At 60.7% G+C, this 24,776-nt stretch carries 32 protein-coding genes; 8 read left to right on the plus strand and 24 right to left on the minus strand.

From position 1 onward, the window contains the following. Positions 1–8 precede the first annotated feature (8 nt). The 3 genes from RG2_RS06775 to RG2_RS06785 form a co-directional block, all read right to left on the minus strand. Positions 9–1,022: an alpha/beta hydrolase gene (locus RG2_RS06775; protein ID WP_033231057.1), complete on the minus strand. Its 1,014-nt coding sequence runs from the start codon at positions 1,020–1,022 to the stop codon at positions 9–11. Positions 1,023–1,198: 176 nt separating this feature from the next. Beyond that, complete coding sequence (locus tag RG2_RS06780) at positions 1,199–1,528, minus strand: DUF3349 domain-containing protein (protein ID WP_080711566.1); 330 nt, start codon at positions 1,526–1,528, stop codon at positions 1,199–1,201. Between the two features lie 11 nt (positions 1,529–1,539). Continuing rightward, entirely contained in the window at positions 1,540–2,796 is a 1,257-nt protein-coding gene (locus tag RG2_RS06785; protein WP_230589959.1) for an inorganic phosphate transporter, read from the minus strand. A 116-nt stretch (positions 2,797–2,912) separates the two neighbouring features. On the opposite strand from RG2_RS06785, the gene RG2_RS06790 reads away from it, so the two are divergent. Continuing rightward, entirely contained in the window at positions 2,913–3,311 is a 399-nt protein-coding gene (locus RG2_RS06790; protein WP_033231468.1) for a PPOX class F420-dependent oxidoreductase, read from the plus strand. Here the strand turns inward: RG2_RS06790 and RG2_RS06795 are convergent, their stop codons facing one another. After that, a complete protein-coding gene (locus RG2_RS06795; RefSeq protein WP_033231056.1) occupies positions 3,312–3,659 on the minus strand; it encodes a nitroreductase/quinone reductase family protein in 348 nt (115 codons plus the stop codon). It abuts the gene before it with no gap. Positions 3,660–3,781: 122 nt separating this feature from the next. Here RG2_RS06795 and RG2_RS06800 point away from each other — a divergent pair, with 122 nt between their 5' ends. Both RG2_RS06800 and RG2_RS06805 read left to right on the plus strand, forming a co-directional pair. Next, positions 3,782–4,984: an LppP/LprE family lipoprotein gene (locus RG2_RS06800; protein ID WP_116538732.1), complete on the plus strand. Its 1,203-nt coding sequence runs from the start codon at positions 3,782–3,784 to the stop codon at positions 4,982–4,984. A gap of 10 nt (positions 4,985–4,994) precedes the next feature. Continuing rightward, positions 4,995–5,600, plus strand: a complete 606-nt coding sequence (locus RG2_RS06805) for a transglutaminase-like domain-containing protein (RefSeq protein WP_045070342.1) — start codon at positions 4,995–4,997, stop codon at positions 5,598–5,600. Positions 5,601–5,644: 44 nt separating this feature from the next. Here the strand turns inward: RG2_RS06805 and RG2_RS31735 are convergent, their stop codons facing one another. Next, on the minus strand, positions 5,645–5,797 hold the full coding sequence (locus tag RG2_RS31735) for a hypothetical protein (RefSeq protein ID WP_155276671.1): 153 nt from the start codon (positions 5,795–5,797) through the stop codon (positions 5,645–5,647). A gap of 695 nt (positions 5,798–6,492) precedes the next feature. After that, positions 6,493–6,795: a cyclic-phosphate processing receiver domain-containing protein gene (locus RG2_RS32610; RefSeq protein WP_307718102.1), complete on the minus strand. Its 303-nt coding sequence runs from the start codon at positions 6,793–6,795 to the stop codon at positions 6,493–6,495. A gap of 681 nt (positions 6,796–7,476) precedes the next feature. Between RG2_RS32610 and RG2_RS31740 the strand changes: the two genes are divergently transcribed. Continuing rightward, positions 7,477–7,653 carry a hypothetical protein gene (locus tag RG2_RS31740; protein ID WP_155276670.1) on the plus strand — a complete coding sequence of 59 codons (177 nt, stop codon included), beginning with the start codon at positions 7,477–7,479 and terminating at the stop codon, positions 7,651–7,653. Here the strand turns inward: RG2_RS31740 and RG2_RS32810 are convergent. Then, a complete protein-coding gene (locus RG2_RS32810) occupies positions 7,650–7,859 on the minus strand; it encodes a hypothetical protein (protein ID WP_443096517.1) in 210 nt (69 codons plus the stop codon). The genes RG2_RS31740 and RG2_RS32810 overlap by 4 nt on opposite strands. Before the next feature lie 1,187 nt (positions 7,860–9,046). On the opposite strand from RG2_RS32810, the gene RG2_RS32680 reads away from it, so the two are divergent. Further along, entirely contained in the window at positions 9,047–9,262 is a 216-nt protein-coding gene (locus tag RG2_RS32680) for a KTSC domain-containing protein (RefSeq protein ID WP_072782335.1), read from the plus strand. Between the two features lie 67 nt (positions 9,263–9,329). Here the strand turns inward: RG2_RS32680 and RG2_RS06820 are convergent, their stop codons facing one another. From RG2_RS06820 to RG2_RS06865, 11 genes are all read right to left on the minus strand, one after another. Further along, positions 9,330–10,526 carry a phage major capsid protein gene (locus RG2_RS06820; RefSeq protein WP_051730199.1) on the minus strand — a complete coding sequence of 399 codons (1,197 nt, stop codon included), beginning with the start codon at positions 10,524–10,526 and terminating at the stop codon, positions 9,330–9,332. A 17-nt stretch (positions 10,527–10,543) separates the two neighbouring features. Next, positions 10,544–11,122, minus strand: coding sequence for an HK97 family phage prohead protease (locus RG2_RS06825; RefSeq protein WP_051730198.1), 579 nt, complete (start codon positions 11,120–11,122; stop codon positions 10,544–10,546). Positions 11,123–11,290: 168 nt separating this feature from the next. Continuing rightward, positions 11,291–11,455, minus strand: a complete 165-nt coding sequence (locus RG2_RS31745) for a hypothetical protein (protein WP_155276669.1) — start codon at positions 11,453–11,455, stop codon at positions 11,291–11,293. After that, positions 11,439–11,735 carry a hypothetical protein gene (locus RG2_RS06830; RefSeq protein ID WP_033231054.1) on the minus strand — a complete coding sequence of 99 codons (297 nt, stop codon included), beginning with the start codon at positions 11,733–11,735 and terminating at the stop codon, positions 11,439–11,441. The genes RG2_RS31745 and RG2_RS06830 overlap by 17 nt, the downstream gene beginning before the upstream one ends. Positions 11,736–11,893: 158 nt before the next feature. Continuing rightward, positions 11,894–12,148 carry a hypothetical protein gene (locus RG2_RS06835; RefSeq protein ID WP_033231053.1) on the minus strand — a complete coding sequence of 85 codons (255 nt, stop codon included), beginning with the start codon at positions 12,146–12,148 and terminating at the stop codon, positions 11,894–11,896. After that, on the minus strand, positions 12,145–12,342 hold the full coding sequence (locus tag RG2_RS06840) for a hypothetical protein (protein ID WP_033231052.1): 198 nt from the start codon (positions 12,340–12,342) through the stop codon (positions 12,145–12,147). The genes RG2_RS06835 and RG2_RS06840 overlap by 4 nt, the downstream gene beginning before the upstream one ends. Beyond that, positions 12,339–12,671: a WhiB family transcriptional regulator gene (locus RG2_RS32685; protein ID WP_080711564.1), complete on the minus strand. Its 333-nt coding sequence runs from the start codon at positions 12,669–12,671 to the stop codon at positions 12,339–12,341. Before RG2_RS32685 ends, RG2_RS06840 begins: the two co-directional genes overlap by 4 nt. A gap of 112 nt (positions 12,672–12,783) precedes the next feature. Further along, on the minus strand, positions 12,784–13,065 hold the full coding sequence (locus RG2_RS06850; protein ID WP_072782340.1) for a hypothetical protein: 282 nt from the start codon (positions 13,063–13,065) through the stop codon (positions 12,784–12,786). Beyond that, positions 13,062–14,426 carry a DUF3631 domain-containing protein gene (locus RG2_RS06855; protein WP_051730197.1) on the minus strand — a complete coding sequence of 455 codons (1,365 nt, stop codon included), beginning with the start codon at positions 14,424–14,426 and terminating at the stop codon, positions 13,062–13,064. The genes RG2_RS06850 and RG2_RS06855 overlap by 4 nt, the downstream gene beginning before the upstream one ends. Before the next feature lie 93 nt (positions 14,427–14,519). After that, complete coding sequence (locus RG2_RS06860) at positions 14,520–14,933, minus strand: hypothetical protein (protein ID WP_033231050.1); 414 nt, start codon at positions 14,931–14,933, stop codon at positions 14,520–14,522. Next, positions 14,933–15,181 carry a helix-turn-helix transcriptional regulator gene (locus RG2_RS06865; protein ID WP_307718103.1) on the minus strand — a complete coding sequence of 83 codons (249 nt, stop codon included), beginning with the start codon at positions 15,179–15,181 and terminating at the stop codon, positions 14,933–14,935. Before RG2_RS06865 ends, RG2_RS06860 begins: the two co-directional genes overlap by 1 nt. Positions 15,182–15,357: 176 nt before the next feature. Between RG2_RS06865 and RG2_RS06870 the strand changes: the two genes are divergently transcribed. After that, positions 15,358–15,828 carry a hypothetical protein gene (locus tag RG2_RS06870; RefSeq protein WP_084724316.1) on the plus strand — a complete coding sequence of 157 codons (471 nt, stop codon included), beginning with the start codon at positions 15,358–15,360 and terminating at the stop codon, positions 15,826–15,828. Further along, complete coding sequence (locus RG2_RS06875; RefSeq protein ID WP_033231049.1) at positions 15,809–16,951, plus strand: tyrosine-type recombinase/integrase; 1,143 nt, start codon at positions 15,809–15,811, stop codon at positions 16,949–16,951. Before RG2_RS06870 ends, RG2_RS06875 begins: the two co-directional genes overlap by 20 nt. Positions 16,952–17,022: 71 nt before the next feature. Here RG2_RS06875 and glnA read toward each other — a convergent pair whose 3' ends face one another. Then, entirely contained in the window at positions 17,023–18,459 is a 1,437-nt protein-coding gene (gene glnA, locus RG2_RS06880; protein ID WP_021344608.1) for a type I glutamate--ammonia ligase, read from the minus strand. Between the two features lie 215 nt (positions 18,460–18,674). On the opposite strand from glnA, the gene RG2_RS06885 reads away from it, so the two are divergent. After that, positions 18,675–19,148, plus strand: coding sequence for an RDD family protein (locus tag RG2_RS06885; RefSeq protein WP_033231048.1), 474 nt, complete (start codon positions 18,675–18,677; stop codon positions 19,146–19,148). A gap of 67 nt (positions 19,149–19,215) precedes the next feature. Here the strand turns inward: RG2_RS06885 and RG2_RS06890 are convergent, their stop codons facing one another. The 5 genes from RG2_RS06890 to sucB all read right to left on the minus strand — a co-directional run bounded on the left by RG2_RS06890 (position 19,216) and on the right by sucB (position 24,660). Next, on the minus strand, positions 19,216–19,971 hold the full coding sequence (locus RG2_RS06890) for a DUF4191 domain-containing protein (protein WP_033231047.1): 756 nt from the start codon (positions 19,969–19,971) through the stop codon (positions 19,216–19,218). Positions 19,972–20,047: 76 nt separating this feature from the next. Continuing rightward, positions 20,048–21,088, minus strand: coding sequence for a lipoyl synthase (lipA, locus tag RG2_RS06895; RefSeq protein ID WP_230589957.1), 1,041 nt, complete (start codon positions 21,086–21,088; stop codon positions 20,048–20,050). A gap of 51 nt (positions 21,089–21,139) precedes the next feature. After that, complete coding sequence (lipB, locus tag RG2_RS06900) at positions 21,140–21,901, minus strand: lipoyl(octanoyl) transferase LipB (protein WP_033231046.1); 762 nt, start codon at positions 21,899–21,901, stop codon at positions 21,140–21,142. A 29-nt stretch (positions 21,902–21,930) separates the two neighbouring features. Next, on the minus strand, positions 21,931–22,818 hold the full coding sequence (locus tag RG2_RS06905) for a TIGR01777 family oxidoreductase (protein WP_033231045.1): 888 nt from the start codon (positions 22,816–22,818) through the stop codon (positions 21,931–21,933). 108 nt (positions 22,819–22,926) lie between these two features. Continuing rightward, a complete protein-coding gene (gene sucB, locus RG2_RS06910) occupies positions 22,927–24,660 on the minus strand; it encodes a 2-oxoglutarate dehydrogenase, E2 component, dihydrolipoamide succinyltransferase (RefSeq protein WP_033231044.1) in 1,734 nt (577 codons plus the stop codon). Positions 24,661–24,776 lie beyond the last annotated feature (116 nt).

Consider the following 24,776-nt stretch of genomic DNA (forward strand, 5'->3'; position numbering starts at 1 on the left):
GCAGCCACTCACCAGGCGTTGAGTGTGTCGAGGATCTGACCGCGTGCCTTCCAGAGCTCAGAACCCCAGTACGGCCACGAATGGGTTCCGTTGGACGGGAAGCTGTACGTGGCAGGAATGCCGAGTGTGTTGAGGCGTACCTGGAATGCTCGGGTGTTGAGCAAGGCGAGTGCTTCGAGTCCGATTGCGCTACCGGTGTTGACGAAGTCCACTGGTCGTCGGGGTTTGTCGAATTCTCCCGGCAATCCACTCGCCGCCGAGATATACATCGACAGGCCCCTGAGTTCCGGTGCAAAAACGAGGGGATCGTTACGCAACCACGCCGGGTTCCACGGTGGGCCCCACATTGCGTCGACGTTGAAGGATCCGGCGCTGATCATCGCAACCCGGATCGCTTCACGCATACCGGGCGCGGAGATATTGAGGTATCCCGAGAATGATCCAGCGAACTTGAACTGGTCGCGGTGGTAGGCGGCCAGGGTCAGTGCTGCGCTGCCGCCCATCGAGAGGCCGAGGACACCGTTGTTGGTCCGCGAGACGCCACGAGTATCGAGGTACGCAGGAAGTTCCTGGGTGAGAAATGTTTCCCATTTGTATGTGACTGGTTGGCGGTTGAGATTGCTGGTCGAATACCAGTCGGAATAGAAACTTGACTGGCCACCGACCGGCATCACCAACGTGATGTTGTTGTCGCGGAACTGGTCGAATGCATTTGTCTCGAAGCTCCAGGCATTGCGGTCATTGCGAGCGCGGAGCCCGTCGAGCAGGTACAGGGCAGCGTTGCCGCCGCGAGATGCCCACTGGATCTGAACCTTGATGGGCCCCATCGAGGAGTCGACAAAAACTTCTTCGTAGCCACCGGATTGTGCGGTTCGTGCCGGTGCTGCGGCGGCCACCGAGGATCCGATCAGTCCAATCGCCAACGGAAGCGTCAGGGCCAGTGCCGCGGTTCCGGACCAACGACGTGTCCTGGACTTGCCTTGTCGAATCGGTTCCGTCAACCCTCGTTGGAAAAATCGCATTCGCGCCACTCCCGCCCCTTTAGTGGTGTGCTCGAGAAATCTGGCAGAGCCCCCGAGTTACTGCATTCTCGCGAACTGTCCGGGGGCGGAGTCAATCAATTGCGGATCTGTTACTGCATTGATACCGAAGCGGTTGGTTTGCCGCTACTGGTTCATAGGGGTCGATCGAGAGGAGATTATCGGCCTGCGTCGAGGTCGGCGAGCGGCCAACCCGCCGCCGCCAGGACTGCTGCGACGCGTGCGATGTCCTGGTCGGAAGCGCTTTGGCTTGTCACATCAGAGATTTGGGCACTGATCTCGTCACCTCTGATTACCTGGTCGCTGCTGTCGTCGATCAGTTCGGCCAGTGCAGTACCGATTGCGATTTCGCGAACCTCCGCGTCGGTGAGTCGGCGGCGAAGCAATGCCATGAGAGGGATTCGGTCCTTCGGTGGGATCCCTTCGGGATAACCGACGCGTAGCCACGTAAGGATCGACTGTGCCAATGATGGGATCGGTGCAGGCAATGTGATGACTTTCAGTTCGGTAGGTGCAGGGTTTTGGTTTCTGTGGGGACGATGGTTTCGGTGGGGACGATGGTTTCTGTGGGGACGATGGTTTCGGTGAGGACGCTGACGTCGGGTCCCGGAACTTCGGCGGGAACCAGAGCGCCGTCCCAATCAGCGTTGACGTTGCTGGGATCGATGGGTTCCTTGCGGGAGCGTATGTACATCCAGGCGGCCATTGCGATGAGAATCGCAAAGACCACGAGCACTCCGGGCAGTCCACCGACGACATTTACCAGGCCCCAGCACGCGGCTCCCACGAGTGCAGCGGAGGGGAGCGTGATCAACCACGCGATACCCATCCGTCGTGCGACGCTCCAGCGGACTTCGGCGCCCTTGCGCCCGAGTCCGGTTCCGAGGATCGAACCCGTTGCCACGTGGGTTGTAGACAGCGGGAGACCGAGGTGGCTGGAGGTGAGAATTATTGCAGCGGAAGACGCTTCGGCAGCCATTCCCTGAGGTGCGGCAATCTCGACAAGGCCCTTGCCGAGTGTGCGGATAACCCGCCACCCGCCCAGGTAAGTGCCCGCCGCAATCGCGAGCGCACAGGTCAACTTGACCCAGAACGGCATCGGAGCGTCGGCGGAGATGGTGCCGTGTGCGACCAGAGCCAAGAAGATGACGCCCATGGTCTTCTGAGCGTCGTTGGTCCCGTGAGCGAGAGAAACCAGTGAGGCTGAACCGATTTGGCCCAAGCGGAAGCCTCGCTCCTTGGTGTTTTCGCGGACATTCGACGTGATTCGGTAGACAAGCCATGTGCCTGCTGTTGCTACCAAGCCGGCAACGAGCGGTGCCAGCGCTGCCGGGATAACCACTTTGCTCAGGACGCCGCTCCACGCGACGCCATTCATGCCCAGCGACGCAACTGCTGCGCCGATCAAGCCGCCGAACAGTGCATGAGAGGAACTCGACGGGATACCGAGCAGCCAGGTGGCGAGGTTCCAGATGATGCCGCCCACAAGGCCCGCGAACACTATCGTCAGGAGCGCTTGGCCACCGACATTTCCGAGGTTCACCACACCTTTGGCTACCGTTGCGGCCACCTCGACGGAGAGGAAAGCTCCGACGAGGTTGAGCGATGCGGATAGGGCCACTGCTGCCTTGGGGCGTAACGCTCCGGTAGCGATCGAGGTGGCCATCGCATTTCCGGTGTCGTGAAAACCATTCGTGAAGTCGAACCCGAGCGCGGTGACAACAACAACCAGGAGAACGATCAGTTCCGCATTCACGTGTATAGATATTCCCTGACGAGCGGTCGGTGAAACGGACTTGGCCGCTGGTGTTCGAGCGCTCTAGCTGAATTGTTTCTGTGGTCACTTCGACTGAACAGGAATACGCTCGATCGATGTCCCTCGGTGAAGAGAAAACGATCTCGGTAACTACCTTCAGGAAGAGCGGCGATGGCGTTGCGACGCCCACCTGGGCTGTGCCGCTGTCTGACGGACGAATCGGATTCTGGACGTCCTCGAGATCCGGCAAGGCAAAACGGTTGCGCAACAATCCACGGGTGACCGTTGTGCCGTGCAACAACCGTGGGAAGCCGGCGCCCGGTGCTGTGCCTGCCGCTGGGACCGCTACCTTGGTGAGCTCCGGTCCCGACTTCGACGAGATTCAAAGCAAAGTGAAAGCGAAATATGGTGTGATGGTGCCGATTTCGAAATTTTTCAACAAGCTCGGCCATATCGGCAAGGCCTCGTTTCCCTATGGCGACGTGGGCGTCGTTGTCGCCGTAGGGTCGTTGTAATCAGCCGATCGGGTCCAGGGTCACCTTCACGGATACGTTGCCCTTGTCGTCTCGGGTGCTGACTGCGTGCCCGGTGCGATCGATTCCCCGAATTTTGACGCGCATCCGATCGCCCTCGTTGAGGAAATTGCGCCACCAGTTCTTTTTCTGGGGAAGTGCAACTCGGATGAACAGTTCGTCGTTCTTCTGGCGGTAGGAAACAGGCAAAGTGAAGGTCTTTCCGGATTTGCGTCCGGTGTAGGTGATCTGGGCCGTCGAACCGCCGATGAGCTTTTCGACAAGCGGCACGCGCATCGCGGCCAAGACCACCTTGTTGATGGCCGCCGCAGACTTCTGGAAGGTGTTCATAGGTCTATCCTCGATCATCTCGATGGTGCCGTCTCGAAATTCGTTCGCCAGCTTAACCCCGATTACCTCAACGGGACTTTTATGATTCTCGGGTATCTCCGGTGATCGGATCAGGGGGCAATGTGAGAACCAAGTTGGCTGTTTTTGTGTGTGCGTCGGCGGTAGTAGTACTCACGTCGTGTGGATCGGAATCGATCGACGGTGCGGCGCAGGTGGGGGAGAGCACGGAATTCTCGACGTCGACGGAAGCATCCGTGCCCGACGTCTGTGCGGGGAGGTTGCGCTGCGTCGATGTGGCGCTGGCGGACGTCGATGGGGACGGACTAGACGATTCGATCGGCCGAGTCGACGATCAGATAGTGGTTCTCACGATGGCCGGCACCGAAGCCCAGGTGGCGGCGACCGAGTCCACCATGCTCGCGGATCCGGCGATTCAACGAACAGGCGGATTTGTCGGAGCGTGGGACATCGACGGGCGTCCGGGGGCTGAAGTAGTCATCGCCACATCCGATCTCGGAGGTAGCGCCGCGTACAAGGTCTGGTCCTGGGAGGACTCGACACTCGCGGTGATGTCGCCGCCGGTCTCGCTGTACGAAGGCAACCCCGTTGAGTGGAAGCTGCACAGCGGCGAGGGTTACGACACTGCGGTCCGCTGCACCGGCGACACCGATAGGCCGATCGAGGTGTGGAAATTCATCTCGCCGTACGGCGGATCTACCGCCCGGCCGTCGATGAAGGTCACCTCCTACACGTATGACGCTGCGAACGGAGGCGGGTCCGGGGATGGCTCGATGTTCGGTGAAGAGGAGACCTTCAGTGCGGAGCCGCAGAATCTTCGGCAGCTGACAGGTTGGCCCTGGCTGTGTGGCGACAATGCTGTCGATCCCGCGACGGCGTCAACACTCCAGTGCGGTAATGCTTCCCAGAACACTGCGATCACGAGTGCCGTCGCGCAAGTTCCTGCCGATGCCAGGATCCCCGGGATCGAATGGATCTTCATGGGGGACACGAACTTCGATCCGTGTGCCGACCTGAGCTACGCCGTCGTCGAAACCAAGGGAGGCACGGGCAGTTCGCCGGAGCACGTGATGTTTTTCCATCGAGGTGAGTACCTCGGAACTGCGACGTCATGTGCGTTCGGATTCACCACCGTTGTCGATGGCACCAGCGAGAGTGCAACGGTGCAGTACAGGTGGCCGCGCGGTATGGACTCGAATGCAAATCCGAGCGGCTTGGCGACCGCTACTTTCGTCTGGGACGGGAACGAGGTTGTCATGCAGAACGATCTGCCGGCCGAGCTGCTGAATATGAGCGGCTGTAACTAGGGTTCTGGATATGGCGACTGAAAAACTCTTGCTCGAGGCGGGAGCTCCGCAGAACTACCTGGGGCACGACGAGATCATCCAAGTTGCCGACCCGGCTATCCGATCCTTGGCGCAACAGTTGCGTCAGGAGTCGGACACCGAGAGTGCGTTCTCCAAGGTCGCATTCGAATGGGTGCGAGACAATGTCGGGCACTCCAACGATGTTCAGGATCCGAGAGTGACGTTGACCGCGACGGAGGTTCTCGAAGCGCGGGTCGGGCTGTGTTACGCAAAGTCCCACTTACTGGCCGCACTGTTGCGATCCGAGGGCATTCCGACTGGGCTCTGCTACCAGCGACTCGTGGATCGCGACGGTTTCGTGCTCCACGGATTGGTCGCGATCTATCTCGAAGGATCCTGGCATCGCCAAGATCCGCGCGGAAACAAGGCCGGGGTGAACGCGGAATTCTCACTTGGCTCGGAAAGGCTTGCCTGGCCGGTCGATCCGGCGCTGGGGGAGATCGACTACCCGCAGGTATTTGCGTCAACTGCGGCGTGCGTTGCCGATGCACTTCGCGGTGCGACCAACGTTCTCGACCTTTTGGGCGGAGGCTTGCCAACGGCCCTGGATACGTGAGTCTTCTGTGCCGGTGGCTACGTGATGAGACTTGAACTGTGGCATTAGCTTGGCTGCGTCTCGGCGCGATAGGTAATGCGTCCAGACTTGCGGCGAGCCCGGACAATTCGGCCGAGGAAAAACATCGCGGTAGCCCACACAGTGATGCCCAGGGCAGGAACAGCGACGGCGATGATGCCGACATCGAGTGGGGTCATCGTCCGATGCTACGAGAATTTGGTGTACCTACACCAGGCGGAGGTGGGCTCTCATGCTGGCTAGCTGTTTAACCAGCACGAGTCGACGCTCTGAGAGTCGCCGAATGGCGTCGACGTCACCTGCGAGTTGGGCACGGTTCAGTAGAAACTGACACGTGTCCAGTTGATCCCTGAGGTTCATCCGTTGCCGCCACCTTCGATCACGTTGTAGGTACGTTTTGACACTGTCAGTGGAAGGCGTGATGTGCGCGGGCAGAATTACCTACATAGGTACCTACTTTTTCTGATCCTGCGCTCGCAAAATCAGGAATCAGTTTGTGCGTCTCGGTGAGCCGCGTTACATCGTTATTCGATCTGTAGTTACATATGTTGGTCATGTGTCACAATCGCGACATGTTGATTGTTGAAATTTTGACGGGCTGGACGGCAACCGCCGCGTTCCTTGCTGTTTGGTTAGGCCGCGCTATCAATCATGCTGATGCGGAAGGAGCGCTCCGCGCCTGGCGGTGATCAAACTTGGCGGTGGGCTACCGCAGCGCCCGGTATGCGATCCAAAATATCAAATGCCTTCTTGCTCATACGAATTGAATTTTCGTATGTAGACGAATCCGCCAGCATCGATGAAGTTCAACCCAGTCGCACCAAACCCGTTCCCGATTCATCGGGGGCGGGGCATCGAGCAATTCTGGGCGGAGTTACTTGCGATACCGGTCGATGAATCTGGTAAGCAATTCGACACGTACAGGGTTGATGCAATGCACGTGGATCTCCCTCGGCCACACACTGTTTTCGCGCATCCAGCGAATGACCGAGCGTGTGGTGTCATCGCCGCCCAGGTTGTAATCAAGAGAGACTCGTTCCACCATGCCGAAACAGAGTGCGTCGATAGCTCCGGAACTGGTCTTTGCCCACGTCCACCCATCTGGCGGTTTCCGTAAGTTGTCGACCCAGAGGTTCATTGTGTATCCGTGGCTATGTTCGGTTGCATTGCTAACCATCTCTCGAAACGGGGGCGAAAGTCCAGCACCTAAGGTGGGCGAGTCGCAAGTGCTGTCGGTCCCGAAGTCTGTGGGGTGTTAGTCGGTCGGGGTAAGCGACCTAAGGAATTCCTCCCAACAGTCGCTGCGTGTGAGCAACTCTGGGCAGCCTGCAAATACGAATCGGCTGCCATCTGTCCCGATCGTCTTGTTCGGAAACCTGGCACGAACCTGTGCGCAGGCCTACGGTTAGGAATGCGAGGCAAGACATGAGGGGTCAGCTCAGCACGGAAAGAGGGTCCCCACGTTGTGTGCTCAACGCGGATGACGACAAAGGCCCCCACCCTCAGCGACTGAGAGTGGGGGCATCGTTCATTGAAGCGAAATCCCCCGACATGGAAGAAGTCCCGAACGACATCGGTTCCTGTGGGCTGTGTGCTCAACCGGCAAGAACCTGAACCGCGCGGTTGCGAGGCCGCATGCTCGCCCCGGCCGTCGCGGCCTGCGAGTCATGTACCCACTTGGCCGTGATCGAAACGAGACCTATGCAGCCCTGCCCGCTATTTGCCCTGCGTGAGCAATTCTGTGCGGTGGGCTCTTCCAATCCCGTGCGCCCCGGTCGGGTGAAACCGGGGGTGAACCCGCCACCAAAACTGGACCACAGTCCGACAGAGCCAGACAACCCATGGCACACTCCCAGCTATGTGGTGGATTGTCGGAGTTGTCGCCGTTTGGATCGTCGTAGGCGCGTTGTCCGCGGTCTGGATCGGCCGCGCAATCAGCCACACCGACCTCGAAGAATCAGCCGCCGAACTGCGGCGAGCAGAAAGGCGTGAGATGCGGCACGCCGGATGCGACAAGCCCCGCCAGGGTGACTAGTTCGAACCTTGGATCTGTGCCCACGTCGCGCCGGACAGCAAAGTGCGACCAGACGTTCCATGCTGAACCGTGAGCCCGGCATTGGCCGCCGACATGTAAACGGTCAGCCTCTGCCCTCTTCGCCGACCAATCCACAACTGAGCCAATGTGCGCACCGTCGAGTCGTCGATCGTAGCTTCAGGCAGGAGTACCTCGTCGCCGGACAGTCAAGGTTCTGCCACGTGTTCGTAGCGAGTGCCGCGTTGGCATATGAGATGACTTTCGACGACCTAGACAGCGATGAGCTACCCGCGTTCGGGTTCTCGGACGGATAGCGCCAAGACAACCCTCCATGTCTACGGGCACATGTGGCCCGACGCAGACGAGTCCACCCGCTCTGCGATCGATGCTGGGATCGCGAAGCGGGTGGACTCGGCTAAAGGTACTGCGGACGGAGGGCTAGACCTGCGAACTGCTGTGCAGGTCAGCCACTCCACCGGGATCACACGTCGTAGTAGAGCTCGGACTGCGTTCTTGGTGTTTGCAGTAGTTGGCATCGATTGGCGAAACTAATCTACCTGCGGATATGCCGTTTATTGAGTTGGCATGATCTGAGGTGTTTCGGATCTACTGCGTACCGACTGCGTACCGAATCAGCGTGCAAGTGCCCTATCTCGAATTGCTTCAACTAACTTCTCGCACGGTTCTCGCGAAGCCCAGTGCTCATCCTTTTCGAAGGGGAGATTTACGCTCACGCCATCGGGGAATGAGACAGAGTAGTTGGGGAGCAGAGAGCGTTCACCTCTCTGGGTTTTACCTCCACTCGCAGAGTCAAACGAGAGCGAGGCGATGCTCGAGATTTCTCGCACCCACCCACTAATCTCAACAGGACCCCAGGAGTCGTGGAAGCGATCTTCTTCCTCTTGATCGATACCCTTTGGGTACATAGCTCGCATGTATGCAATTCGGTCCACTGTCAAGAACACGCCTCGCCACTCGTCACCGTGGTCGGAGGGGTAACCGCGTTGTACGAGTGCTGAACTTTCTGGTCGCCGATCAGCCCAAACAGGCAGGACGTCCACGACGCAGGTGGAGTGCGATATCCGGCACTGGTGTGGCCGGGGATGTTTTCCCAAAATGCTTGTGTTGGCTTCATGGGGCAGAGTCTTGCACACCGTAAACTGGGCGGTCGTTTCGTAACGAGAGGCACAGCAAAAGGCCTACCCCCGATGCCCCTGTGGTGGAAAAACTTCGGGGAGAGAAGTCCTGACTGGCCAGCGCAGGGAGTCAGGCGGTAGGGGCCTCCCCAGCGATCGGGACGCCCCTAGGCTCGGGAACTTTCCGAACAAGGTGACCGTTCAGTTTGTACGGACCGATCCGCGTCCGCTGTCTCAACCGTTTCTAGGGGCTGTTAGTGAATCTCATCCCGATCCCACAATCCACCAATGTTCTAGCCGCTGGCTATGAACCGACAACGAGCACTCTGGTCGTCGAATTCCATAAGAATCGCCGCTACTCGTACGCCGACGTGCCCATTGCGCTATTCCATGAGCTCACAGACGGGCATCCCCACCCTTGGACACGCACCGGTCCGCGGATCAAGGCTCACGTCGCAACACCGATCCACTAACTACCTCGGGGGTAGAGAAGCACCCCGACTCGTTTCTGAGCCGGGGTGCTTCGTTGTGCGGCCTGGATCAGGCAGCGGCAGTGGCCATCTTGACGATGCCGAGAGGCTGGTAGACCTCGGTCTCGAATCGACCTTCGCACCGTGCGCGGATCTGGTTGCGCTGGAAGTCGTCGCCCACAGCTTCGGACCACCGGGTCTCGATGCCCTGAGTGTCCGTCGCTACGTCCACCGATGCGAGGTCGAGCAATGCGCCGGCCTTGACTGCGAGCTGGTTCGAGGTGACCACCGGGACGCCCCACAGCTTCTGCGCGGCGCGGTCGACAGGACCACCGAGTTCGAGACTGCCGGCCGTGTCGGTGCGAGCGAGTTCGAGCGACTCCCAATCGTCAGGCGAGAGGATGAAGATGCCCGCGGTGTGGCCGCTCTTCTCCATCTTCGTAATGCTCTTACGCGTGGTGGTCAGCAGGTCGGTGGCGAACACCTGGGCCTGGATGCCGGACGTGGTCAGGATGCCCTTCAGTTCGGTTGCGTTACCGGCGCCGTAGAGCACCTGGCGCTCGAGTTCGAGGCGCAGGCCGTAGAGCAGCTCGAGTTCGACGAACTGGTTCAGGTTCGCTGCGTCCTTGAGCCAGTATTCGTGCATCGGCTCGGAGAGATGAGCGACGACCTTGAGCTTGCCCTCGATGCGTTCGAGGCTCATCGTCGAGGTGGGCTTGAGTGCGCCGGGTGCGACCACAGCGGCGTTCATGTCGCGGGCGTTCTGGCGGAGGTACTCGAACTGCGGTCCGGTCTGGCGCAGGTTTAGAACGTCGAGGATGCTCGTCGGCACCTGCTCGAGAACGATGGGCGATTCGGACAGCAGCGGTGTTGCCACTGCGGATTGACCCGATGGGAGCAGTGCCTTTTCGCCGTTGCGCTCACCCTGCATGGTGCCGGCGACCTTGCGAGCGAAGGACTTGACGGACTTCCCGGTCAGACCAAGGTGCTTACCCTTCGGTGCTTCCTCGTCGTCAGGTCCGGCCGGCGTCGTGCCGACTGCCTTGGCGAGCGAGTTCGCGGCAGAGATGATCGCTGCATCCTCGGTGGCGACGTTCAGGCTCTTGACGAGATCCTCGGCCTGGGTCTTGTACTTATCGAACTCGGTGCGCTCCTCGTCGGTGAGTGCGCGGTCCTCGTCTGCGGCCTTGGTAGCGATGGACGTCATGCCCTTCGACGCTTCTGCGGCTTGGGACTTGAGGCGGGCGATGCGAATGCTGGATGCCATGATGACAACCTTTCGTGTCAGAGATTGGATGCGGCGACGGCGAGGCTCAGTTCGAGCTCAGCCGCTTTCGCGAGGTATTGGGGGTAGTCCGGCTTGGGTGCGGCTTTGACTGCCACGATGGAGGTCTCGGGATTCGCACCCTGTGGTACGAGTGAGACTTCGTAGAGCTTGAGCTTGCGAAGCTCGTTGGCGCTCTTACCGTCTGCGGTCTTGACCTTGGCGCTGTCCTGCACCTCGTAGGCGAAGGACATCTCGGAGAGCCTGCGACCCTTGACGAGTCGGTAGACCTGCTGCCCCTTGGGTGATTCGAGGTCGAGTTGCGCGGTGACGAGTAGTCCTCGGTCGTCTTCCTTGGCAGAGACGACGTGGCCCACGTTGTAGTCCGGGTCGTCGTCGCGGTGGCCGTAGAGCACCGGGATGTTGCCTTCGGATGTGGCCCAGGACTTGAGCGAGTCGGCGAATGCGCCCTTGGCTGTGATGTCTCCGTGGAGATCGACATTGCCGAAGATGCTGGCGTAGCCGACGAATTGGCCTTCGTCGAGGCCTTGCTTGGTGCCGACGCGTAGGTCGGTCAACCTGATGGATTTGTGGTGCATGAGTCTCCTTGCCCGAGTGCGGGCGATATGAGAAGGGTTGCGCGGTGCGCGATTTCGGGAGCTGACGGATAACTTCTCGCGTGCTCTACCTGGACTGTCTTGCGTGGTGCTTGCGGCCGGCGCAATGGCGGGCGGCGTGCATCTGGCTGACTGTCGAGGTTGAGCCTATCAGAATGCTCCTCTGCGCCAGAGCCTTTCATCCCAGTGGTCAGCGGCAATGGCCGACATTTCGGCTGTCTCGTTGGGCTTCGGCGGCCATGCGTTGCTGTGGTCGCGAAGTACGACAGTGACGGTTTCCTCGGGTGTCTCGGAGTCGTCAGGCTTGCTGGTCATGGGTCAGGTCTCCGTTCAGGGATGCGTCGAGCAGGGTCATGTTCAAGGTCTTGCGGGCACCGTCTTCGCCGACAGTTCCGACAAGCAGTTCGATCACTGCGGCAGCGAGTGCGGCAAGCAGTCCTTGCAGTCCTCCGGGCGCTCGGTTGGCGCCGTCGAGGATTCGGATAGTGGCGTCTTCGTCGTTGTCGAGGCAGGCGAGCAGCAGGGTCGCGGCTCGGGCCTGGTCGCTCACAGGCGATTGTGTGGGCAGTTCTGCGGAGGTCGATTCGTCGGGCATCGTCGCGTCCTTTCGTGGGTGATATTGATCGTTCTGGGTGGTCCTCGTCGGGCCTCTGCACGTAGCTCTGCACGTCGGGGGGATATGCGGGACTTGGCGAGCGCAGTGGAGTCCGAAGATGGAGCGTCACAGCGATGGTGACGCCCCTCCCCTTGCCGTCAGGTGGGGTCGCACTGCCCCTGAGCTGGATGGATAGACCGGTTGGGGGTGGGTGTCGAGTAGGCCATCGACTCCACCACGTCCACGAGACGGTCAGCGAGAGCCAGCGCCTCGTTCGGACGGATGCTGACCGCGCCGACGATGACCAGTCCGTCGCTGTCAGCCTTGACGCAGACCAGCGGTAGATGCTTGCGGCAGCGGTCATATCCTCGGCGGGTGTCGTGGCCGCAATGCGGTTCGGCGCATTTGGTCACTGCTCACTCCACCTCTTCTGCGCTTCGAGGACGATGATCTTGGCCTCGAGCACCACGATCTCGTCGTTCATCTCGTCGAGGATTTCTTGCGCCTCGGCCGTCGACAGGTCGGTCCATCGTTTGCCGCGGCGTGACATCGTGGACTCGTTCACACGGCGGTACTCATCGAGGCTGAGATTCGTTGGGATCTTCACGCTGTTCTCCTTGCTGTGAGATCGATGGTTGGTTGTCCGGCCCAGATGCCGGAGATGTGATCGAGGTGTTCGAGCGCTACCTCACGGCAGGCTGCGATCACAGGGCAGCGTCGACAGATGGCGACAGCTTGGGAGTGCCGGGTCAGGCGATCGGCAACGCACTCGTCTTCGAGGTGTTCATCGAACAGGTCGTGGTGTCCGACGCACGCGGCACCGACAAGCCTGGGATCGAACAGAGCCTGTAGCTCTGAGGCGGGTGGCAGTTTCTTTTTGGTCATCGGTATCGCGTCCCGAGTCCTGAAACCGTCTTCATCAGATGGGGCCGGCATTGAAGGCAGGGCACAGGGTGGTCGTCGAGGTCTGTCCCCAACCACCCGCCTTCGCAGTCCGGGTTGTGTAGACGTGTCGAGGTTTCCGGCAGATCGTCGCCGTAGCGGTCTTTCACATCGAGGTCCGTTCGTCGTCGGCAAGCGGCTTGTCGGGTGGCAATGGCAGAGGGATCACGTTGGGGTAATCCGCGTAGGTCGATTGCGCGAGAGACCAGCACGGCGGGCAAGGGCAGGTGCTGTAGTGGTAGGTCGGTCTGCCGTCGATCTCGGGTAGCGGCTCATCCCACATCGCCAGGGCTTCGGAACGTCTCCACTCCCATTGCCCGCCCCTACCGAGCTGGACTATCCACCGGCACGCGCAGGGTTCGAGATCGCATTTCTCGCATGCGCTCATGCCGTCGCCTCCTGTTCGAGAAGCCATGCCTTGGCCGCTTTCTTCCCGCCCATACCCTGAGAAGGCGTAACAGCCGTAACAGGCGTAACAGTGCTGGTAGAGGGCATCTTTTTTGTGACGGGTGGTGTGACGGGTGCCGTCACACTCTTCGGGGGCGTAACAGGTGCCGTCACACTTTTACGTGCTTTGACCTGGGGTGTTACGGGTGTTACGGCTGTTACGGGCTCTGAGGGTATGGGCGCGGGCGATAGCTCCGAATGCCCCTGTTCGTCCTCGTCGTCCGGCCGTAGATTCCTCTCCCACGCTTCACTGAGCCCACCCTCTCCGGTGACGACATAGCCCTTGGCTGTGACTCCACCCGGCAGCCGAATCGTCTTCGGTCGAACGTCGAACGGACGTAGCAGATTCGCCAACGCAGCTTGATTGAGAAACGACCCTCGAATGTCATTCCACCCGGCATCCGGGATAGCTACGAGCGCGGTCACGATGTCTGTCGATGCCATCTTGTCGGCGCCGTTGAACACTCGCTGGAGATCCTCGAGAAGGTCGATACCAATCGGCCTGGCATACCCGGACTTGGCGAACACAAAGTGCTTGCACGCGTCCCGAGTTCGTTGTGGCCACTCTCCACCGGCAAGGTCTGCGATCACCAGCAGTGGTTCCCAGACTTCCGCTGCCCGGTCTTCGACGCCCTTGGGCATCCTCGGTCGTGCGGCCCGAACCTCCTCCCGAAGCGGTTCGAGCCATTCCTCGAGACCATCCCGAAGCGGCTGAGCCTCTTCGGTCACATCGCGACGATAGAAGGGCGAGACCACCTCGGATGGTTTCCGCTTCTTCATGCGGAAGTGAATCGACCGGGACCGCAAGGCTTCCGGGACATTCGAGTGCAGTCCAGCCAACGCCATCGGTGCGTAGGCGTCGAGTTCCACCACGTCGATGTCCATCCCCTGTCCGACACATCTCGGAACGCGGGCGCCGTTCTTGTATCCGGCATTGACCACGGCGGTGACATCCTCGGAACCGTTGCCACCGTTCTTGTTGTAGAGCGTGTCGATCTCGTCCATCAGGATGGTCCGGCCGCCCTTGTCGATGGTGCGGATCAAAGCGGCTGGGGATGCAGAGAATGCCATCAGCGGACTACGTGCGGTCTCGTCGAGCAGTTCGAGGGTTCGAGTCTTGCCGCATCCGGGAACGGCGGAATCGAGGAATAACCTCGGTGAGGTGTCGAACTCCTCGTATACGTAACTGTGTGCGGCCCAGGCCAGTAGGACTGTGTAGTGGTGCTCGGTCGGATAGACCGCGTACTTGCGGTAGAACGCAAGTAGTGCGTCGAGGAGTGCAAGCACCTGAGTCTTAGTCATCGGTCCCTCTCGGATCGAAGTGGCGATAGTCGGTCGCCATCCACGCGATGGACTGCATGAAAAGTAGTGTCGCCAAAATGATTTCGGTAATGGTCATTCGAAGCACTCCGGATCCAAACGAATCCACGTCTCGCGCATTTCATTCAGGGCATCGATGAGCTGTGGAATGTCACGCGGGTGAATCTCAGAGTCGTTGAGATTGAACTGAGCGAATTCGATGTACCACCTTGACGGTGCTGCACTGCCGTCATCGTTGCGGCAGTCGTAGCGGGACAGCTCGACGAGCACCTGGCCACTTGCGGGGGTTGTGCCGATCACGTGGCTGACCGCAGTGTGGTTCCGCCCGTCACCGACTTCGAGCGTGGCGAGGGCTTCCTCAAAAGTGGGGATTGTTGATACAGTCACGATCGATTCCTTGTCGTCAGTGGTGGTGATTCGGATTTCATTGCCCTCGATGTCGGTTGCACCCGACTCGGGGGCGTTCTTGTTTTCTGGGGCGGTGGACATCAGGCCACGCCGCCGCGAACGCTGTTGTTCTCCTGGGCGGCAAGCCACTCGTTCAGCTTGGACAGCTTGTAGACCACGCGCTTGGGGCCTAAGGTCTGCGATTCCGGGCCGGAGTTGCAATGACGCCAATATCTGAGCGTCGCCGCCGGAACGTTGATCTTCTCGCTCACCTGCTTGGTGGTCAGGTACTTCTCGACATCTGTGATCAGCTCGATGCTGACGGCACCGGTTGATTGGGAGCTGGTCATACTTCCTCCTGAAGGAAGATTTAGAAGTTGTGTTTGCCATTCAAGGAATACACGATGCCAACGCTGTCCGCAACCTCCAGTAGCTGCTAGCGTTTCCTCCTATGGGAAGAGAGACTGCTGAAGACAGGTTTGGTCGACGTGTGCGAGCGGAGAGGGAGGCACGCGGATGGACACAATTGGATCTAGCCGAGAAGCTCAAAGAATCGGGAATTTCTTTGCATTCAAGCGCAATTGCAAAGATCGAGTTACGCGACGTCGACCGACCTAGGGTCATCCGGCTTGATGAGGCTCAAGCAATCGCCAACCTGTTCGGCCTCTTGATTGATGAGATGTTTGACACCGAAGACCAAAGAATTCGATCTGTCGGCAACCGCATGCGGACATGGCTTGAACGGATCATCAAGGAAGTCGAGGAGGAGGGTAGTGCGATCAATTACGAAGTGGAGGAACTGATTTCGGTATCAGATCCTCTAGATGTGGAAGCTGTCTCCAATATCCTCGTGTCTGAGTATTTCGGTAGCTTCGTCAGGTCAACTACTAGCGACGCGAACAACCTCCTGTCGCAACTGCGGCAACCCTCACGCCGAGCAGCAATCGACTGGCCTCACGAAGTTGTGAACAACGCCGATGACTCCGCCGAAGCGTAACCGGCGGGCTGGCGTCGAGGATCTGTGGTGGAAGACGGTCAAGCTCGATGGCAAGGAAGTCAAGGTCGAGTCAAAATTAAATGGAACCGGAAAGCGATGGCGCGCAAGGTATGTCGATGACCGCAGCGGTGAGCATACGAAGCGATTCGAACGCAAGGTAGACGCTCAAAACTGGCTCAACAACGCAACGACGGCACTGACGCAAGGCACGCACGTCGCACCACGCGATGCACAGCTCACGGTCCGGGAGTGGTGTGATCAGTGGATTCTTGGCTACGCGGTTCACCGTGATTCGACGGTCAGGCAGGCACGTACTCACATCGCGCAGATCGTCACTGAGTTCGGCACAATGCAACTCGCGTCAGTGCGGCCGTCGGCAGTCAAGGCCTGGACCTCGAAACTGAAGACAGATGGATTCGCGGACTCGTACGTCTACGCCCTGCATTCCAGGCTCGCTCAGATTCTTGGCGATGCAGTTCACGATGGTCTGCTCGGGCGCAATCCCTGCTCGCGTCGAACGTCGCCACCGATGGGCCGCGCCAAGGTTTACGTCATCACCACCGAGCAGTTGTGGGCGTTGCATGACGCCATGCCCGAACACTTCCGGGTGTCAATCCTGCTCGGCGCTTTCGCCGGCCTTCGTATCGCCGAAGCATCGGCGCTTCGTGTGACTGATGTTGATTTCATCAGGGGGGCTGTCCACCCGAAACAGCAGTGGTCGGACAAGCCACTGAAGACTCGGGGGAGTGATGCATCAATTCCGGTGCCTCAGACGCTGGCGCTCATGCTCGCGGCGTCGGTGAAGCAGTGGCCCCACGAACAGATGGTGACGAACGGCGCAGGTAAAGCCGCGGCGCCGTGGTTGGTCGAGCGCGCATTGAAGGCAGTGAAGGACGCGGGGGAGATCGATCTGCCGGAAGAGTTCAGCTACCACGATCTGCGGCATTACTTGGCGTCCCTGCTCATCGCGTCAGGTGCGGACATCAAGACGGTTCAAGCGCGGATGCGGCACGCGAGTGCCAAGACAACTCTCGACGTCTACGGGCACATGTGGCCGGACGCAGACGAGTCCACCCGCTTGGCGATCGATGCTGTGATCACGAAGCGGATGGACTCGGCTTAATCTACTGCGTACTGACTGCGTACTGAACGGGTGTTTTCAACCTTCAAGTGCAGGTCAGCGGGTTATGTGGATCACACGTCGTAGTAGAGCTCGAACTCGTACGGGTGCGGACGCAGGTTGACGGGAGCGATTTCCTGCTCGCGCTTGAGCGAGATCCAGGTCTCGATCAGGTCGGTGGTGAAGACGCCACCCTCGGTCAGGTACTCGTGATCTGCTTCGAGGCGGTTGATAACCGTCTCGAGGCTGGTCGGAGCCTGCGGGATGTTGCGAGCCTCCTCCGGGGGAAGCTCGTAGAGGTCCTTGTCGACCGGAGCCATCGGCTCGATCTTGTTCTTGATGCCGTCCAGGCCGGCCATCATCTGTGCAGCGAAGTTGAGGTACGGGTTACCCGAGGAGTCGGGTGCGCGGAACTCGAGACGCTTGGCCTTCGGGTTGTTGCCCGTGATCGGGATACGGACAGCTGCCGAGCGGTTGCGCTGGCTGTACACGAGGTTGATGGGAGCTTCGTAGCCCGGCACCAGACGGTGGTACGAGTTGATGGTCGGGTTGGTGAAGGCCAACAGCGACGGAGCGTGGTGCAGGATGCCGCCGATGTAGTGGCGAGCCATGTCCGAGAGGCCTGCATAGCCGGACTCGTCGTGGAAGAGGGGCTTGCCGTCCTTCCACAGGGACTGGTGGACGTGCATGCCCGAACCGTTGTCACCGAAGAGCGGCTTCGGCATGAAGGTGGCGGACTTGCCGTGCTGCCAGCAGGTGTTCTTGACGATGTACTTGAAGAGCTGCAGGTCGTCAGCAGCTGCAAGCAGCGTGTTGAACTTGTAGTTGATCTCCTGCTGTCCGCCGGTGCCGACCTCGTGGTGGCCGCGCTCGAGCTCGAAGCCCGCGTTGGTCAGGTTGGTGGAGATTTCGTCGCGCAGGTCCACGTAGTGGTCGTACGGAGCGACGGGGAAGTAGCCACCCTTGGCGCGAACCTTGTAGCCGAGGTTGGGGGAGCCGTCGGCGTTGGTCTCAGCGCCGGTGTTCCAGGAACCGGAAACCGAATCCAGCTCGTAGAAAGCGGAGTTCATGCCGGAGTCGTAACGAACCGAGTCGAAGATGTAGAACTCGGCCTCGGCGCCGAAGAATGCGGTGTCCGCGATGCCGGTGCTGACCAAGTACTCCTCGGCCTTGCGGGCAACGTTGCGCGGGTCGCGGCTGTAGGACTCACGGGTGAACGGATCGTGGACGAAGAAGTTGATGTTGAGGGTCTTCGCCTTGCGGAAAGGGTCGATCTGGGCCGTGGTGACGTCAGGGAGCAACATCATGTCGGATTCGTGAATCGACTGGAACCCGCGGACGGACGAACCGTCGAACGCAAGGCCGTCTTCGAACACGTCCTGGTTGAAAGCAGACGCGGGAATCGAGAAGTGCTGCTGCACGCCAGGCAAGTCGCTGAAGCGAATGTCGACGTACTCGATGTTCTCGTCCGCGATGTACTTTATGACCTCTTCGGCCGTGGTGAATGCCACGCTTGTGCTCCTTAAGTCGCTTCAGCCAACTGTTATGAAAGGTTGAATCCGTCGAGCCAGACGGTAGGTATCTGGTGTTGCCCGCTCGTCAACCCTTTGTTTCGGCAGTGTTACACGTCGTATTGTCCTGGGGATTTCCGAAATCTGTGTGATCAGCTGCACAGTTAAAACACGGCAATCTGGACTACGGTGCTACGACGCCTATCCTGGACAGCATGGCACGTATCACCGGAACTTGGCTCTCGGGGCCGCAAGCAGCTTTGCCGAAGAACGCCGACGGACGTGAGCAGGCGTACCGCGGCGAGAATCTTGGCTTCCCGCAGGACGGCCCGGGATCGCTTGTCGGCTCCGGCCGACGACTCGGCGCGCTCATGATCGACTGGGTGATGGCGGTCGGCGTTGCCTCACTGATCACCGGAGATTTTTTCGACGGCCAGACGTCGACCATCACCTTGATCGTGTGGTTCATCGTGGGCGTGCTCACGGTAACCCTGTTCAACTTCACTCCCGGGCAATTTGTCATGGGCCTGCAGGTGGCGCGAATCGAAGGACCCATCCGGGTCGGCTTCGTTCGAGCTCTCGCTCGCCAGGCGCTCCTTGTGTTTGTCATCCCGGCAACTATCACCGACATCGACGGACGCGGAATGCAGGACCGAGCGACGGGCACGCTTCTGGTTCGCTCGCGCTGACAATTCGATCGAACAAAAAATGACCCGAGTCCATGACGGACTCGGGTCATTTTTTGTATGCGCGGAATCAGCGGCGACGAATCGTGCGCTGCATACCCTTCATCTTTGCGCCGCCGGGCATCGGGCCCTTCGGCAAGGCTGCTCCGCCGCCGCGTGCGCTCAATGCTGCGAGGCGTCCCTCGATGTTGTCCATGCGCTTGGTATCGATGTTGCGCGGCAGCTTGTTCAGGTAACGCTGCAACTGCGAGAGCGGAACCTGGCCCTCGTCGTTGCCGATGATGATGTCGTAGATCGGGGTGTCGCCGATGAGGCGGGCAGTCTTCTTCTTTTCCTGAGCGAGGAGGCTCTTGACGCGCTGCGGAGAACCCTCGGCGACGAGGATGACGCCCGGCCGTCCGACAACACGGTGAACGGCGTCGAGTTGGGTGGTGCCGGCGACGGCGTTCGTGACGCGCCACGCGCCCTGCATGTTGTCCAGCGCCCAGGCAGCTGCGCCGGCCTGGCCTTCAGCCTTCTTGTACACCGATTTCTGCACGCGGCGACCGAAGATGATGAAGGCACCGAGAATGCCGAGAACGAGGCCGATCGGCAGCAGGAACCACTCGATGCCCCAGATGAGACCGACCAGGAAGAAGACCAGAGCAGCACCCACCAGGGTGCCGATCATCAGCGGCAGAAGGAGCTTGTCGTCCTTGCGCTGCATCTGGAATGCCTGCCAGAGCTGGGTTCTGCGTTCCTTGGAAGCCTGCTTGCGGGCAGCCTTCGCTGCAGCCTTTGCCTCTTTGGTGGGTTTGCCCTTACCGGATTTGCTGCCGTTCGCCATGTGACCAGGATACGTCCATTGCTGTGCGCCTTTACTAACCGCCCGCGGTTAATAAAGACGCACAGCAAAAAGTGGATCAGCGGGCCAGGCGCGCCATGAGTGAACTGGCTTCCTGGGAAGCGTCTCCGCCCTCGGTGAGATGGCGCTGTGCCTCGGGGAGTTCGCGGCCGTGATGGGCCATGGCCTGCGCGTACAGGCGTCCGGCGCGGTACGACGAGCGGACGAGCGGTCCGGCCATGACGCCGGCGAAACCCATCTCTTCTGCAGCCTTGGAGTGCTCGACGAACTCTTCGGGCTTGACCCACCGCTCGACGGGGTGGTGCCGCGGTGAGGGACGCAGGTACTGGGTGATGGTGAGGATGTCGCAACCGGCAGCGTGCAGATCGGCCATCGCTTCGGTGACCTCTTCGGGGGTTTCGCCCATGCCGAGGATGAGGTTGGACTTGGTGACCAGTCCGTACTCGCGGGCGGCGGTGATGACGTCGAGGCTGCGCTGGTACCGGAAAGCTGGGCGGATCCGCTTGAAGATGCGGGGGACGGTCTCGAGGTTGTGCGCGAGTACCTCGGGACGCGAGGCGAAGACCTCGTCGAGCAGTTCGGGTTTGCCGTTGAAGTCGGGAACCAGGTTCTCGACGCCGGTGCCTGGGTTGAGTTCGTGGATCTTGCGGACGGTTTCGGCGTAGAGCCAGGCGCCGCCGTCGGGGAGGTCGTCGCGGGCGACGCCGGTGATCGTGGAGTACCGAAGTCCCATGGCCTGAACACTTTCGGCGACGCGACGTGGTTCGTCGCGGTCGAGGGCGTCGGGCTTGCCGGTGTCGATCTGGCAGAAATCGCAGCGGCGGGTGCACTGCTCGCCGCCGATGAGGAAGGTGGCTTCGCGGTCTTCCCAGCATTCGTAGATGTTGGGGCAGCCTGCTTCTTCGCAGACGGTGTGCAAACCTTCGCGCTTGACCAGGCCCTTGAGCTCCGAGTACTCGGGGCCCATTTTTGCACGGGTCTTGATCCAGTTGGGTTTGCGTTCGATGGGTGTCTCCGCGTTTCGGATCTCGAGGCGGAGCAGCTTACGGCCTTGTGGGGCGAGCGAAGCGACGGGGGGATTACCGGGGGCGATAGTCACGGGGACGATCCTACGCCCGGTGATTACTGCAACAGGGTTCGGGCGAGCCCGTCAGCTGTACTGAACGGTAGTAAAAGTCGGGGTAGGTGAGGCTTTCTCGAAGGTGACACGTTCGATGTCGCGCACCGTGACGGGCAAGTTTCCGTCCAGGGCGGCGATGATCGCTTCGGTGACCGCCGGAGTGACCTCGGCGACGGTGACGTCTCGGCCGAGTTCCTGCGACAGCGTCGTCACCCCGGCGTCGCGAATGCCACACGGAATGATGTTGTCGAATCCGGTCAGGACCGAGTTGCAGTTCAGCGCAAAACCGTGCAGTGCGACGCCACGTTGGACGCGCACGCCGATGGCGGAAACCTTGCGTTCGGGCTTCCACTGGCCGCCAGACAGTTCAGCGGGTAGCCACACACCTGAGCGGCCGTCGATTCGGCCACACGTCAGGCCCATGTCGGTGCAGACCGTGATCAGCGCTTCCTCGATGAGTCGGACATACCGCACGACGTCGACCGGTTCGGCGAGCTTCACGATCGGGTACCCGACCAGCTGACCAGGCCCGTGCCACGTGATTTTTCCGCCGCGATCGACATCGATGACGGGGGTGCCGTCGACGGGACGATCCGCGGGTTCGGTACGTCGTCCCGCCGTGTACACCGGAGGATGCTCGAGCAGGAGCAGTGTGTCCTGTCCGATGTTGTCTGCGCGCTCCGCAGCCAATTCGCGTTGGCGATCCCACGCTGCTGTGTAGTCCATCAATCCGAGATTGTCGACGGCGATCGGCAGTTGCGACAATCGTGCGGATCCGGCAGCGCTACTCATGGCACTAGAGATTACGCCCGATTGCCAACTCAATTCAGCGCGGCCGCCAGTGCTTCGCCGATTGTGTTGTGGCGGAACGTGAATCCCGCATTTTCGAGCACGGACGGTATAGCCCGTTGGCCGCCCAGGATGCCACTTTTCGCGAACTCGCCGATCAGAGCTTCGAGGGCGAACCCCGGCACGATCCACGGCGCCGGCCGATGCATGATCCGCGACATCGCGTCGTTGAACTGTGCATTGGTGACCGGTGCCGGTCCGGTCAGATTGACAGGACCGGAGAGCGCGGGATTGGTGAGAGTGAATTTGATTGCGTTGCACTCGTCTTCGAGTGAGATCCACGGAAAGTACTGGCGGCCGTTGCCCAACCGTCCACCGAGGCCGAGCGAGTAGATCCGACGCAGACGCCCGAGCATTCCGCCATGCGGCGACAGGACTACACCAGACCGCAGGTTCACCACCCGAGCGCCGCCTTTGCCGGCCGGTTCGGTGGCGAGTTCCCAGTCACGACACGTCGTCGCGAGGAAATCGGTGCCGGCGGCCGAATCCTCGTCGACGATGCGGTCGCCGGTATCGCCGTAGTAGCCAACGGCGCTGGCATTGGCGAGAACCGGAATCTTGGCCGTCGCGACGGCGTCGGCCAACACGTCTGTCGCACTGATGCGACTGTCACGAATCTCCTGCTTGTAGGAACCGGACCACCGTTTGTCGCCGATCCCGACGCCACAGAGATTGACGACGGCATCAGCGCCGTGCAGCACTGACGTGTCGAGGCGGTCACGATTGGGGTCCCATCGGGACTCGTCGGGACCGGTGGTCGGGCGACGCACCAGACGCACCACATCGTGGTTGTCCGAGCGCAACGAGGACACCAAGGCCGTTCCGATCAGACCGGACGAACCGGCGACGACTACTCGCATTCGGAAAATGCCTCCTTCGATCCAGCGGGGTTCTCTCTCCGACCGTACTGAAAAAGCCGAGGCGCCACCTCCTGATGGAGATGACGCCCCGGCCGGAACAACAGTTGCTTACAGACCCAGGTCAGCTTCGAACGAGGCTTCTTCCAACCGCTGCTTGACAGTGGTGAGGAATCGGCCGGCGTCGGCGCCGTCCACCAGACGGTGGTCGTAAGTCAGCGGCAAGTAGATCATCGAACGAACGCCGATGGACTCGTTGCCGTTTTCGTCGGTGACCACCATCGGGCGCTTCACAATCGCGCCGGTTCCGAGCATGGCTGCCTGCGGCGGGACCAGGATCGGGGTGTCGAACAGCGCGCCCTGGCTGCCGATGTTGGTGATCGTGAACGTTCCACCCGACAGCTCGTCCGGCTTCAGGCCGCCCGAACGTGCGCGCTTCGCGATGTCCGCGATGGCGCGAGCCAAGCCGGCCAAGCCGAGGTCACCTGCATTGTGGATGACGGGGGACAGCAGACCCTGATCGGTGTCCACTGCGATTCCGAGGTGCTCGGAGTCGTAGTACGTGATCTGCTTTGCCGTCTCGTCGTAGCTGGCATTGATGTTGGGATGCGACTTCAACGCCTCGACAACAGCCTTGGCGAAGAACGGGAGGAACGTCAGGTTGACGCCTTCACGCTCGATGAAGCCGGCCTTTGCACGGGCACGCAGCGCGACGATCTTGGTGACATCCACCTCGAAGGTCTGCGTGAGCTGCGCGGTGGTCTGCAGCGATTCACGCGTCTTGGTGGCCGTGATCTGGCGGATCCGATTGGCCTTCTGCGTTGTTCCGCGCAGATGAGCCAGCTCGGGGCGGACGCCTGCAGTTGCCTTCGCTGCCGGAGCAGCTGCAGCAGCGGCCGGAGCCTTCTTGGCTTCTGCGGCGGCAAGAACATCCTGCTTACGGATGCGTCCACCGACGCCGGTGCCGGTAACAGTGGCGAGGTCGACGCCGTTGTCGTTGGCAAGCTTGCGGACCAGCGGGGTCACGTACGGGCTGCTGTCACCCGATGCTGCGGCGGCTGCCGGGGCAGCCGGTGCGGCTGCGGGAGCTGCGGGAGCCGGAGCTGCCGGTGCTTCGGCCTTGGGTGCGGGAGCGGCCGGTGCTGCCGGTGCTGCCGGTGCTTCGGCCTTGGGTGCGGGAGCGGCCGGTGCTGCCGGTGCTTCGGCCTTGGGTGCGGGAGCGGCGGGTGCTGCCGGTGCGGGAGCGCCGGATCCGATAACGGCCAGCTGGCCACCGATGTCTACGGTGTCGTCCTCGTTGGCGCTGATCTCGAGAAGAATTCCGGCAACAGGCGACGGGATCTCCGTGTCGACCTTGTCGGTGGAAACCTCGAGAAGCGGTTCGTCGACGGCAACTTCGTCGCCCACGGCCTTGAGCCAACGGGTGACGGTTCCTTCGGTGACAGACTCGCCGAGGGCGGGCATCGTCACGGGGGTGCCTTCGGCTCCGCTGCTGGGAGCGGCTGCCGGTGCTTCAGCTGCCGGTGCGGGAGCTGCTTCTGCTGCGGGCGCCTCTGCGGCCGGCTCTTCAGCGGCGGGCGCCGGTGCTTCTTCTGCGGGTGCTTCACCAGCTTCGCCGATAACAGCGAGCTCGCCACCGATATCCACGGTGTCGTCTTCCTGCGCGACAATCTTGGTCAGGACGCCGGCGACCGGAGATGGAATCTCGGTGTCGACCTTGTCCGTGGAGACTTCGAGCAAGGGTTCGTCGACTTCGACCGTGTCTCCTTCCTGCTTGAGCCACCGTGTGACAGTTCCTTCGGTGACGCTCTCACCTAGGGCTGGCATCTGGACGGAGAAGGCCATGTCTTTTGACTCCTCGACAGTTGTGTTCGGGTTGTTTTATTTGTCGACTTGTGGTCGTTAGTGCATTGTGCTCGAGTTGCGCGCGACGTGCGGCTACTTGTAGCTATTTTGTGCCG

This window comes from Rhodococcus globerulus NBRC 14531 (assembly GCF_001894805.1).
GTDB classification, from domain to species: domain Bacteria; phylum Actinomycetota; class Actinomycetes; order Mycobacteriales; family Mycobacteriaceae; genus Rhodococcus_F; species Rhodococcus_F globerula.

Bases quoted from the DNA above. Each gene is read 5' to 3' on its own strand.
- RG2_RS06775 (WP_033231057.1), bottom strand. From the start codon at position 1,022: ATGCGATTTTTCCAACGAGGGTTGACGGAACCGATTCGACAAGGCAAG.
- RG2_RS06790 (WP_033231468.1), top strand. From the start codon at position 2,913: ATGTCCCTCGGTGAAGAGAAAACGATCTCGGTAACTACCTTCAGGAAG.
- RG2_RS06795 (WP_033231056.1), bottom strand. From the start codon at position 3,659: ATGAACACCTTCCAGAAGTCTGCGGCGGCCATCAACAAGGTGGTCTTG.
- RG2_RS06805 (WP_045070342.1), top strand. From the start codon at position 4,995: ATGGCGACTGAAAAACTCTTGCTCGAGGCGGGAGCTCCGCAGAACTAC.
- RG2_RS31735 (WP_155276671.1), bottom strand. From the start codon at position 5,797: ATGACCCCACTCGATGTCGGCATCATCGCCGTCGCTGTTCCTGCCCTG.
- RG2_RS32610 (WP_307718102.1), bottom strand. From the start codon at position 6,795: ATGGTTAGCAATGCAACCGAACATAGCCACGGATACACAATGAACCTC.
- RG2_RS31740 (WP_155276670.1), top strand. From the start codon at position 7,477: ATGTGGTGGATTGTCGGAGTTGTCGCCGTTTGGATCGTCGTAGGCGCG.
- RG2_RS06820 (WP_051730199.1), bottom strand. From the start codon at position 10,526: ATGGCATCCAGCATTCGCATCGCCCGCCTCAAGTCCCAAGCCGCAGAA.
- RG2_RS06825 (WP_051730198.1), bottom strand. From the start codon at position 11,122: ATGCACCACAAATCCATCAGGTTGACCGACCTACGCGTCGGCACCAAG.
- RG2_RS31745 (WP_155276669.1), bottom strand. From the start codon at position 11,455: ATGACCAGCAAGCCTGACGACTCCGAGACACCCGAGGAAACCGTCACT.
- RG2_RS06830 (WP_033231054.1), bottom strand. From the start codon at position 11,735: ATGCCCGACGAATCGACCTCCGCAGAACTGCCCACACAATCGCCTGTG.
- RG2_RS32685 (WP_080711564.1), bottom strand. From the start codon at position 12,671: ATGCCGGCCCCATCTGATGAAGACGGTTTCAGGACTCGGGACGCGATA.
- RG2_RS06850 (WP_072782340.1), bottom strand. From the start codon at position 13,065: ATGAGCGCATGCGAGAAATGCGATCTCGAACCCTGCGCGTGCCGGTGG.
- RG2_RS06855 (WP_051730197.1), bottom strand. From the start codon at position 14,426: ATGACTAAGACTCAGGTGCTTGCACTCCTCGACGCACTACTTGCGTTC.
- RG2_RS06860 (WP_033231050.1), bottom strand. From the start codon at position 14,933: ATGTCCACCGCCCCAGAAAACAAGAACGCCCCCGAGTCGGGTGCAACC.
- RG2_RS06865 (WP_307718103.1), bottom strand. From the start codon at position 15,181: ATGACCAGCTCCCAATCAACCGGTGCCGTCAGCATCGAGCTGATCACA.
- RG2_RS06875 (WP_033231049.1), top strand. From the start codon at position 15,809: ATGACTCCGCCGAAGCGTAACCGGCGGGCTGGCGTCGAGGATCTGTGG.
- RG2_RS06885 (WP_033231048.1), top strand. From the start codon at position 18,675: ATGGCACGTATCACCGGAACTTGGCTCTCGGGGCCGCAAGCAGCTTTG.
- RG2_RS06890 (WP_033231047.1), bottom strand. From the start codon at position 19,971: ATGGCGAACGGCAGCAAATCCGGTAAGGGCAAACCCACCAAAGAGGCA.
- lipB (WP_033231046.1), bottom strand. From the start codon at position 21,901: ATGAGTAGCGCTGCCGGATCCGCACGATTGTCGCAACTGCCGATCGCC.
- RG2_RS06905 (WP_033231045.1), bottom strand. From the start codon at position 22,818: ATGCGAGTAGTCGTCGCCGGTTCGTCCGGTCTGATCGGAACGGCCTTG.
- sucB (WP_033231044.1), bottom strand. From the start codon at position 24,660: ATGGCCTTCTCCGTCCAGATGCCAGCCCTAGGTGAGAGCGTCACCGAA.